The 10,453-nt window shown below is 63.8% G+C and carries 8 protein-coding genes and 1 pseudogene; 3 read left to right on the top strand and 6 right to left on the bottom strand.

Features of this window, described 5'->3' with window-relative positions:
• From AC1DRP_RS30825 to AC1DRP_RS30800, 6 genes are all read right to left on the bottom strand, one after another.
• Positions 1-621 (bottom strand): DMT family transporter (locus AC1DRP_RS30825; RefSeq protein WP_476770479.1); only part of this gene is annotated, 621 nt, incomplete at its 3' end.
• A gap of 169 nt (positions 622-790) precedes the next feature.
• Complete coding sequence (locus AC1DRP_RS30820) at positions 791-2,002, bottom strand: alpha/beta hydrolase (RefSeq protein ID WP_476770478.1); 1,212 nt, start codon at positions 2,000-2,002, stop codon at positions 791-793.
• A gap of 194 nt (positions 2,003-2,196) precedes the next feature.
• Positions 2,197-3,471: an NAD(P)/FAD-dependent oxidoreductase gene (locus AC1DRP_RS30815; RefSeq protein ID WP_441504509.1), complete on the bottom strand. Its 1,275-nt coding sequence runs from the start codon at positions 3,469-3,471 to the stop codon at positions 2,197-2,199.
• A 48-nt stretch (positions 3,472-3,519) separates the two neighbouring features.
• Positions 3,520-4,641 (bottom strand): amino acid ABC transporter permease, encoded by a 1,122-nt coding sequence (locus tag AC1DRP_RS30810; RefSeq protein ID WP_441504374.1) that lies wholly within the window; start codon positions 4,639-4,641, stop codon positions 3,520-3,522.
• A gap of 1 nt (position 4,642) precedes the next feature.
• Positions 4,643-5,815: an amino acid ABC transporter permease gene (locus tag AC1DRP_RS30805; RefSeq protein ID WP_441504375.1), complete on the bottom strand. Its 1,173-nt coding sequence runs from the start codon at positions 5,813-5,815 to the stop codon at positions 4,643-4,645.
• A gap of 85 nt (positions 5,816-5,900) precedes the next feature.
• Entirely contained in the window at positions 5,901-6,923 is a 1,023-nt protein-coding gene (locus AC1DRP_RS30800; RefSeq protein WP_441487957.1) for an amino acid ABC transporter substrate-binding protein, read from the bottom strand.
• A gap of 310 nt (positions 6,924-7,233) precedes the next feature.
• On the opposite strand from AC1DRP_RS30800, the gene AC1DRP_RS30795 reads away from it, so the two are divergent.
• The 3 genes and pseudogenes from AC1DRP_RS30795 to AC1DRP_RS30785 all read left to right on the top strand — a co-directional run.
• Positions 7,234-8,724, top strand: coding sequence for an amidohydrolase family protein (locus tag AC1DRP_RS30795; RefSeq protein ID WP_476770477.1), 1,491 nt, complete (start codon positions 7,234-7,236; stop codon positions 8,722-8,724).
• Between the two features lie 245 nt (positions 8,725-8,969).
• Positions 8,970-9,950 (top strand): ABC transporter substrate-binding protein, encoded by a 981-nt coding sequence (locus tag AC1DRP_RS30790; RefSeq protein WP_441504510.1) that lies wholly within the window; start codon positions 8,970-8,972, stop codon positions 9,948-9,950.
• Positions 9,951-9,983: 33 nt separating this feature from the next.
• A pseudogene (locus tag AC1DRP_RS30785) lies at positions 9,984-10,453 on the top strand (adenylate/guanylate cyclase domain-containing protein); the annotation flags it as partial.

The raw sequence follows: 10,453 nt of genomic DNA, 5'->3' as shown, positions 1-10,453 counted from the left end.
CCATTCAACTGTCGTCAGCTCCCAGAGGGTCGTCTCGAAGGCCGCGTGGCACGCAAGGGCGGCCACAGCGCAGCCAAGCAGGGTGACGCCGAGGCTCTCGGACGGCACCTCGGCAAACCGGCGCGACAGAACCGAGTAGCTCGCCCAGACGAAGGCGCCAAGCGCGGCAAGTCCGTGTCCGAGCGAGAGCCCGCCGCCTGCGCCGAGCCCGCCCGAGATCAGCAGCGCCGTCGCGGCGAGCCCGATCAGCGCCCCGATCAGATGCCGGAGCTTCAGGGTGCCGCCCGGCAGCAGCGCCGCGAAGAGCACGATCAGCAACGGCCAGAGATAGTGGATCAGATTGGCCTCGGCCGCCGGCGCGGTCTTGACCGCGGCATAGTAGAGCGCGGTGTCGCCGAAGGGGCCGTAGAGGCCAAGCGCGAAAGAGCCCCAGGTCGGCCGAACCCTGCGCAGTTGCCCACGTGCGGCGGTGATGCAGAGGATCAGCATGCCGCCGATGGCAAACGTCATGCCGACGAGCTGGAACGGCGGTACGCGACCGGACATGGCCGTGAACAGAGCCAGCGTCGACCAGAGCAGGATGGCGCCAAATCCGGTGAAGGTCGCGGTGCGAGAGGTCATCGGCGGGAAAGCTGCTTGGGGGCGGGACGCTGCTGGCGTTATCAGATCGACGGCTTGCTGCCCATTGATCGCAGCGCTCAACCGACGTGAGGAAAGCGGCTTGCATGCTCGCAAGCCGTGGCGCGCTGATCCCGCGGCCGCGTCGAACAGGTCTTCTGGCGCTGCGGGCTTACCGTCCGGTTATGATCTTGATCGGTGCGCCCAGGATCTTGAGGGGCACCGAGACGATCGCTTCCAGCGAGTCGCCCAGAGCCTCACGCGCATTCTCCGACGCGCGGGCCTGCCTGCCGACACCGCGCTCCAGCGTGCTCTTCAATTGAGGCGCGATCTCCGCCAATTGCGCGAACTTGCCGTGATTGCTCGAATCGGTGGCCTTGACGTCGGTCATGTCGAGGACAACGGCGCCAAGCTGCGCCAGCTCCTCCGCATTCTGGGCATCTCCGACGCGGCCCTGGCCTCCTGCGATGAAACTCGATGCACCCAGCGCCTTGTCGTCCTTGGACAACACGATGAAGAACGGCTTCTTTGGTTTTCCGAAGCGCCGCATCTGCGTCTTGAAGACGTCGATGTCGATATCGGGCGCCGCCAGAATGACAATATCGATCTTCTCGGCGCCGGCGAGCCCGCCTGAGATCTTGATCTGGCGCAGGGCTTCGACAGTCACCCAGTTGCCCATGGAATGGGCCAGGATATTGACCTTTTCAGCGTTGCTGGCCAGGAGCAGCCGGATCGTCCGTTCGAGGTTGTCGCGCGCTGCCGTCGCGCTGTTCGAGTCATAGACATATTGTGTCAGCGCCCCCCGCGATGCCCAGGTGAACAACACCGGTACGGCGGGGGCCTGGGAATCGTGCATGACCTGGGCGAAGCGGTAGAGCCCTTCCGCGAACATGGTGTTGTAGCCATGGATGAAGAGCACAACGTTGCGGCTCCCGCGTGGGCGCAAGGCGAGCTGGGCGTTGAGCGCCCTGATGAAGGCCTGCTCTCCGTCGAGGTAGCCGGCCTGGCGCACGACGAAATTGGCCTTCGGATCGCCTGGAGCCGTCGAGGCCCATTCGATTTCGCCAGGTGTGTGCGTTGGCGGAACCGAGACCTCGATCTTGGCGAAATCGAGCGGCATGGCACGCTCGCCGTTGAAGAGCGTCCCTGGCCGCTCGTCGCGCTGGCGGGTGGTGGCGACCAGTATGGTGTGAGAGGTCGACCCGGCCTCGACTGCTGCAACGGGGGCCAGGAACCCCGTTTCGGGCCGCGAGGCGCAGGCGCCCGCAAGCGCAGCGGCCATGATTGCAGCGACGATTGCCGCGTAACGCATGCGAGGCGACAGGAGCGAGCCCCGGCCCAAACGACGAATCCTGTATCCCACGCCCGCTTGCGAATAGGTCATGTACGGCTCCCCGGCGCGCCGAGCGTATGACGCGCAGCCCGGGCCGTAAAGAAGCGGTCTGCGCTTGCTTCGAGCTGCCTATTCTGTGGGGCCGGATACAGTTGAGCCTGCGCTCCGGCCGCACAATTCTTGCGAGCTCTGTGCTTGCCCCCGCTAAAACTGTCGCTTGCGACCGGGGATGAGCTCGCTCGCGCTCAGCGCTCGCGCAGCCAGTCCATCATCTGATAGCGCCAATAGGTCGCCTGGACAGCGACAGTGCCGAATACGCCGCCGTTCCAGACGAGGCCGAAGGGGGCGAACAGGCGATGGCGTTCGCTGGTTCCGAGAATGGCCTCGGCAATGACGCGGCCACCGATCGCGGTGGTGTTGAGYCCATGTCCGCCAAAGCCGAGGCAGTGCCAGACATTCGGGCTGAGCTGGCCAATCTGCGGCATCAGATGTCGCGCATAGGACATCAGGCCCGACCACGCGATCTCGACCTTCAGTGCTTCGAGCTCGGGATAGGTCGAGATCATGGTCCGGCGCAACAGGGCGGCGAGATCGCGCGGCTCGCTGGTGCGGGTGGTGATGCGGCCGCCCCACAGCAGGCGCTGGCCGTCCTCGACGATGCGATAATAATCCCCGGCACGACGGTCATCGCTGATCGCGGCGCGCGTCCCGATGGCCTTGGCGATCAGCTCCGGCGCTGCCTCGGTCGTCAGCACATAGGTCGCGATCGGCAACTGGCTCGAGCGCAGCTTTGGCACGAGGTTGTCGGTATAGCCGCCGCAGGCGATCACGACCTGCCGGGCGCGCAGCTCTCCCGATGCGGTGACCAGGCGTTTCTCGGGACCGGAGAGCTCGGCCGAGACAACGCGCGATCCCTCGATGATTCGCCCTCCCAACGCTTCGATGGCGTCTGCCAGGGCGCGTGCGTAGTTCAGCGGATGGATGTGGAAGGAATGGGGATCAAACAGGGCCTGGTGGTACTTCGGCGAACGAAGCACCTCGCGAACCTGCTCGGTCGGCCAGAAGTCGACGGTGTAGCCGTGATCTCGCGCCAACTGGTCGCGAGCCCGAGCGAGACTGTCGCCACTGTCATAGCGCACGACGCTGATCCTGCCCGGCCGGGGATCGGCACCGGCGATGGCGAGGTCGCGAATGTTGTCGGAAACGATGCGCATGCCCTCGATCGAGAGGCCATGGAGTTCGTTCGCCTTAGTCTCACCAATGGCGCTTGCGATCGAAGAATGGCTGCGGGCATAGCCGGGGCTGACGAAGCCGCCATTGCGCCCCGATGCGCCCCAGCCGACCGCCTCGGCTTCCAGCACCGCGACCGAGCGTCCGGCCCGGGCCAATTCATAGGCGCAGGTGAGCCCGGCGAGCCCGCCGCCAATGATACAGGTATCGACCTCGATGCGGCCCTGCAGCGGGGCCCTCTTGTTCGTCGTCGCGGCGGTGCGGGCATAGAAGGTATCGGGATAGGTCAGCATGATGCCCAGCAAGGCTCTTGTCGCAGGAGGAGCGAGGCAGTCCGGTCAGTGGGCCGGACTGCGATCGTGATCGGTCTTGAGTCGACGCTCAAGGAACCGGCTATAGGACCCCATGCCATAGCTGAACAGGGCGTAGACCAGAGCGGCAAACACATATCCCTCGATTACGGCGATACCCTGCCAGTTCGGGTCGCGCAGCGAGGCGCGGACCGTATCGAGAAAGTCGAGGAGGCCGATGATGGTGACCAGCGTGGTGTCCTGGAAGAAGCCGATGAAGATATTGACGAGCGGCGGAATCACGATCTTCAGCGCCTGCGGCAGGATGATCTTGCGCATCGACAGCCAGTAGCCGAGCCCGAGCGCCGCAGCGGCTTCGTGCTGGCCCTTCGAGACCGCCTGTAACCCGCCTCTGACGGTCTCCGCGATATAGGCTCCGGCGAAGATGATGATCGCGACCTGTGCCCGCAGCAGTTTGTCGACCGTGAGCCCGTCCGGCATGAACAACGGCAGCATCACCGAGGCCATGAACAGGATCGAAACCAGCGGCACGCCGCGGACGACCTCGATGAAGATGATGGCGATGACCTGAATCGCCGGCAGCTTCGAGCTGCGTGCCAACGCCAGAACGACACCCAGTGGGAAACCGAACGCCAGGCCCACCGAAGACAGCATGAAGGAGAGCGGCAGGCCACCCCAGTTCGTGGTGCTGACGACAGGCAGGCCGAACACGCCGCCATACATCAGCACGCCGCAGATCACCGGCACGGCCAGCCAGAGCCAAAGCAGTCGCCGCGACCAGAAGCGCGGAATCATCGAAACGATCATGGCGCCGAGAAACAGGATCACGGCGAAGGCCGGCCGCCAATGTTCGTCGTAGGGGTAGAAGCCGAAGATCATGAAGCGCAGCTTCGCCGCCAGGAACGGCCAGCAAGCCCCGGCCCCGACCTTGCACGCCTGCGGCCCGCCTTCGAGCACCGCGCGCGTCACGAGCCAGCCCCAGGCTCCCGTGACCAGGCGATAGATCAGCCACAGGCAGGCCAGTGTGATGACGGCATTGATCGGCGTGCCCAGAAAGGGCTTCAACCGGGCGGTCAATTCGCGTCCGCGCGGCGGCGGCAGGTCCGCCCGCGCGAGGTTGAGTGTTTCCATTTCGGCGGCGCTGACCATCTCAGCGCTCCACCAGGGCGACGCGGGCGTTGTACCAGTTCATGAACAGGGAGATCGTGATCGACATGCTGAGATAGACCAGCATGAAGATGGCGATGCCCTCGATCGCTTGTCCCGTCTGGTTCATCGTGGTGTTGGAAACCATCACGAGATCGGGGTAGCCGATGGCAATGGCGAGCGATGAGTTCTTGAACGTCGACAGATAGGAACTGGTCAGCGGGGGCACGATCACGCGTAGCGCTTGCGGCAGCACGACGAGCCGCATGGTCTGACGGTCATGCAAACCCACGGCGCGCGCCGCTTCCCATTGGCCGCGCCCGACCGAAAGGATGCCGGCGCGCACGATCTCCGCGATTCCGGCCGAGGCGGAGAGGCCGAGCCCGACCAGCAATGCGGTGAATTCCGGGGTGACCTGAACACCGCCGGTGATGCGGAACCGGCCCTTCTCCGGCCAGTTGATCACGAAATCAGGCTGCAGCAGCAGGATCGCGAGCAGTGGAGGACCAAGAAGGGCGGCGACGATGATCGGCCATCCCGTCTGGTTCTGTCCGGAGGCGACGCGCTTGCTGCGCAGCCTGGATGCCACGAAGAATGCCAGTACGATACCGGCGATCACCGCCGCGAGGACGCCGGTATGCGCGGAAGACCAACGCAGTGACGGAACGATCAGCCCGCCATTGCTGAGGAAGACCTCGGGCAATGGCTGCCAGGCTTCGCGGACAGGCGGGAAGACCGCGACGATGAGTGCATACCAGAGGAAGAGATAGAGAAGCAGCGGCACATTGCGCAGCGCCTCGACATAGATCAGTGCCAGAAAGGCCAGAAGTGGATTGCGCGAGAGCCGGGCTATCCCGACGATCAGACCGAGCAGCGTCGAAACGGTGACCGCGAATATCGACACCCAGATCGTGTTGAAGATGCCGACGAGCAGGGCGCGCGCGTAGGTATCGCCGGAATCATAGCGGATGAAGGACTGGCTGATGACGAAGCCGGCCGGGCGCGAGAGATAGTCAAATCCGGTCGCAATGTTCTGTTCCGCCAACTTGCGCGAGACATTGCCGAACAGATAGAGCCCGACACCGACGACGAGCGCAACGGCGACGACCTGATAGAGCACGGCGCGCACGCGCACGTCATAGAGCAGCCGCACCGGACTGGATGCAGAGGAAGCCATCGAGCTGTTCCGGTCTGGAGTGCCGCCGGCAACAGGGCGCTGCCGGCGGTCTCAGTTCAATCGAGGGAACGCACGTTGGCTGTGATCACCGGAACGGTGGCGAATAGAGCAGGCCGCCCTTGTTCCAGAGCTGGTTGGGGCCACGGCTCAGGCCAAGCGCGGTCTTCTCGCCGAGGCTGCGCTCGAAGATTTCGCCGTAATTGCCGTTCTGCTTGATGATGTTATAGGCCCATTTGTTGTCGAGATTCAGCATCTTGCCGAGATCGCCATTGACGCCCAGCATGCGCTGGATCTCGGGATCCTTGCTCTTCAGCTGCTCGTCGACATTGGCCTGGGTGATGCCATATTCCTCAGCCGCGATCAGCGTATTGACCGACCAGGAGACGATGTCCTTCCAGTTGCTGTCGTTCTGGCGAACGACGGGTGCGAGCGGCTCCTTCGAGATCGTTTCGGGCAGGATGACGAACTGCTTGGGATCATTCGCAACGGCGCGGACCGAAGCAAGGTCGGAGCGGTCGGTGGTGATGACGTCGCAGCGGCCTGAGAAGAAGGCGTTGCGCCACTCATTGTTGTCCTCGAAGACCACGGCCTCGTATTTGATGTTCCGCGGCTTGAAATAGTCCTCGAGATTCTGGAGCGTCGTCGTGCCGGGCAGCAGGCAGATCGCTGCCTGTGAAAGCTCCGACGCGCTCTTCACGCCGAGTTTGGTCGAGACCATCAACCCCTGGCCGTCATAGAAAACGATCGGCGCGAAATCGAGCCCGAGCGAGTTGTCGCGCGAGAAGGTCATGGTCGTCTGGCGCGACAACACGTCGATCTCGCCGGACTGCAGGGCCTGGAAGCGGATATTGGTGTTGAGCGGGACGAATTCGACCTTGTCTGGCGCGCCGAACACTGCAGAGGACACTGCCCGACAAACATCCGTATCGAATCCCTGACGCACGCCCTTGTCGTCAGCATAGGAGTAGCCCGCGGAACTTGGCGAAACACCGCAAAGGACCTTGCCACGCTTCTTCACGGCATCGAGCGTCGCCTGTGCCGAGGCCGGACCCGCAAATACGGCGAGTGCGGCGGCGGCGATCCCGAGCGCAGCAATTTTATTGATCATTTTCGGCATTGTTCACTCCCCTAGGCCCGCCTTTTTTCCGGCGTGTAGTAACGAGCCTATTTGTGCTGGAAAACAACTTCAAGTGTCCTGATCAGCACAGTCGTCATGCGATGGGACCCGGTTCCCAACACTGCCAWCGGAGTGCTGCAATCGCAGGGCGTGCGTCAGGCACCGGTGAAGGACGCCATCCCGGAACATGCGAGACCAAGGGACCGCGATGGCTTTCGTGAATCCGCAGTGAGCTGATGCGTTTTCTGCAAGGCACGGCGCAGAATGCCGTTCCGCAACACATTCGAGGGGGGATCACAGGATGAATGACGGCAAAGAACAGGCCGGCAACGGGCAGGTTGGGACGACGGTTATCCGGAACTGCGACTGGATCGTCGCGTGGGACGCTTCCACATCTTCCCATGTCTATCTGCAGAATGCGGATTTCGCCTTCGCCGGCAATGAGATCACCCATGTTGGGCCGGGCTATCTCGGATCGGCGGATACCGAGCATGACGGCCGCGGCGTGATGCTCATGCCCGGCTTCGTCGACATTCACAGCCATACTGGCCATGAGCCGGGCTGGAAGGGCATGCTCGAGGAATTGGGGAGCAAGCGCCTGGGGCAAAGCTCGCTMTACGAGTTCATGCCGGTCTTCAACATCGGTCCGAAATATGCCCGTCATGCCTGCCGGGTGGCGACATCGGAACTGCTGCGGAGCGGCGTGACCACGATCTGCGATCTCGCCGCCCCCCGCGAAGACTGGGTTGGCGATTATGAGGTCACGGGTATTCGCGCCGTTCTCTGGGCGATGCATCGCTCGGGGGCCTGGCGTACGAGCAATGGCCACTCCGTCGAGTATGACCTGGATACGGAACGCGGGGACCGGCTGCTGCTGGAGGCTATCAAGGTGGCCGACGAAGCAAACAAGCATCCGAGTGGCCGGATCAGCGGATATTTCGGGCCCGCGCAGATCGATACCTGCACCGAAGGGCAGATTCTCGGTGCACTTGAAGCCGCACGCGAGCGTGGCCAGCCGATCCAGATCCATGCCGCACAGAGCATTGTCGAATTCCAGGAGATCGTGCGTCGCACCGGCTGCACGCCGATCGAATGGCTCGACAAGATCGGTGCGCTTGGTCCCGACACCGTGATCGGGCACTGCATCTTCCTCAACGATCATCCATGGCTGCATTGGCCGCAGGGCAACGACTTCGAACGGCTTGTGCGGAGCGGCGCACAGGTCGCCCATTGCCCCGTCGTCTTCGCGCGTCGGGGCATCGCGCTGAATACGCTCGCCCGCTATGTCGATGCGGGAGTTCCGGTCGGCATCGGCACCGACAGCTTTCCGCACAACATGCTGGATGAGTTGCGGATGGCTTGTTACGCCGGGCGCATCGTTGCGGGGAGCTTCACCGCAGCGCCGACATCCTATGCCTTCAGTGCCGCCACCAATGTCGGAGCCGACATCATTCGCAGGCCCGATCTCGGCCGCCTGGCCATCGGCTGCAAGGCCGATTTCTCGATCGTCGACATGACGAACCCTTACATGCAGCCTGACTACGATCCGATCCGCAGCATCGTCTATTCCGCGAATGACCGTGCGATCCGGGACGTTTACGTGGATGGGCGACAGGTTGTCGCCAACGGGCAGGTGCTCCACTTCGACATCGGAAACGATATCGAGATGCTGCGCCAAGGGCAGCGGGACGTGATCAAGACGGCGAGCGAGCGGGATTGGGCCGGACGGGAAATCGAGGAGCTGACGCCGCGCGTCTATAAGATCAAGCATCCCGATCGCACGGACGGCTAGCTTCCCAGGCATCGCGGAGGGGAGGGAGGCGAGGGCGAACTTGCCGCCATCCCATGCCGGCGGCGGTGAGTTCGGTTGGGCGGCTCGATGTCGCTCAACCGGCTGTGCGGCCCCGGTCGCGCGGCTATGCTGCGGCCGAGTGATTGAGGTAACATCGAGCGCTTCAAGCCGACTGGCGATGTTGGTTGGAAGGAGAGACGGCGTTGCGTTTCATGCCCTCCGTCTGTGCCGAGGCCGCTGGCCGAATGAGGCGGCGCGATTTCGTCGCGCTCGCCGGTGCAGCGATGGCCTGGACCCTCCCGGCTCGCGCGCAACAGCCGGCTATGCCGGTCATCGGGTATCTCGGTTCCGAATCCCCGGGGCCCTATGCCAGCCGCCTCCGGGCCTTTCGTGAGGGCCTGGCAGAAGCCGGATTTGTCGAGGGGCGCAATCTCGCGATCGAGTATCGGTGGGCGGAGGGCCAGTATCGCCAACTGCCCGCCCTCGCGATGGATCTCGTCAATCGTCAGGTGACGGTGATCGTGGCGCCCGGCGGCGCCGAGGTCGCGCTCGCGGCAAAATCGGCGACGACGACGATCCCGATCGTCTTTGAAATGGGAGGAGACCCCATTGCGCTGGGCGTCGTCGACAGCCTGTCTCGGCCGGGAGGCAATCTCACGGGGGTGTCGAGCCTCAGCGTGGAGGTCTCGCGCAAGCGGCTGGAGTTCATGCACGAGCTGCTTCCTGGTGCCGGGAGCCTTGCCGTTGCCGTCAACCCGACCAGCCCGACTTCGAACTCGCAAATGAAGAACCTCCAGGCAGCGGCGGACAGTCTTGGTCTGCAGCTTCGTGTCCTGACGGCCAGCACCGAACAGGAATTCGACGGCATGTTCAGGACCGTGTCTCAGATGCGGCCGGGCGGTCTCGTCTTCTCCTCTGACCCCTATTTTGCCTATCGCAGTCAGCGGCTTGCCGTCCTCGCAGTCGAGCACGCGGTGCCGGCTGTGACCCAATCCCGTGACTTTCCGATCGCCGGCGGGCTGATGAGCTATGGCGGTGATTTCGAGCAATCGCACCGTCACGCCGGAACCTATGCCGGCCGCATCATCAAGGGCGAAAAGCCCTCCGAACTCCCGGTCCAGCGCGTGACCAAGGTCGAGATGTTCATCAATCTGAAGGCCGCCAATTCTCTGGGCCTATCGTTCCCGCCTTCGCTACTGAGCAGCGCCGACGGGGTGATCGAATGACCCGGCCGGTGAGCCGGCGCGTGAGCTAGCACGGTGCCCCATTCGCCCGACGTCCCACGAACCTCGCTGTTCAGGAAGTATTTTCTCGCCCTGTTTGCGGCGGTCGCCCTGCCGCTTCTGATCGCGGGTGGGAGCGAAGCCTGGTTCGGCTATCACGACCAGCGCGCCAGGCTGAACGACCTGCTCGATGCAGAAGCCCGAGGGGCGGCGGCGAAGATCCAGGATTTCATGGAAGGGATTCGCGATCAGCTTGGGTGGATGGTGCAATTGCCGTGGTCGGAGGCGACCGACGAGCGGCGCAGGCTCGACGCCTTGCGCCTGCTGCGCCAGGTCCCCGCCGTGGTCAGCCTCCGCCTCATCGACGCTGCCGGCAAGGAACGCCTTTTCGTATCGCGCATCGGCCTGAACAGGGTCGAGAGCGGCGAGGACCACTCGGCGAATCCGGCGGTGGCGGGAGCCCGCTCGGGGCGGGTCTGGTTTGGGCCGGTGACGTTCTATGGCGG

This window comes from Allobosea sp. 01N443 (assembly GCF_056399325.1).
This window is presented reverse-complemented; position numbering and strand designations above follow the sequence as displayed.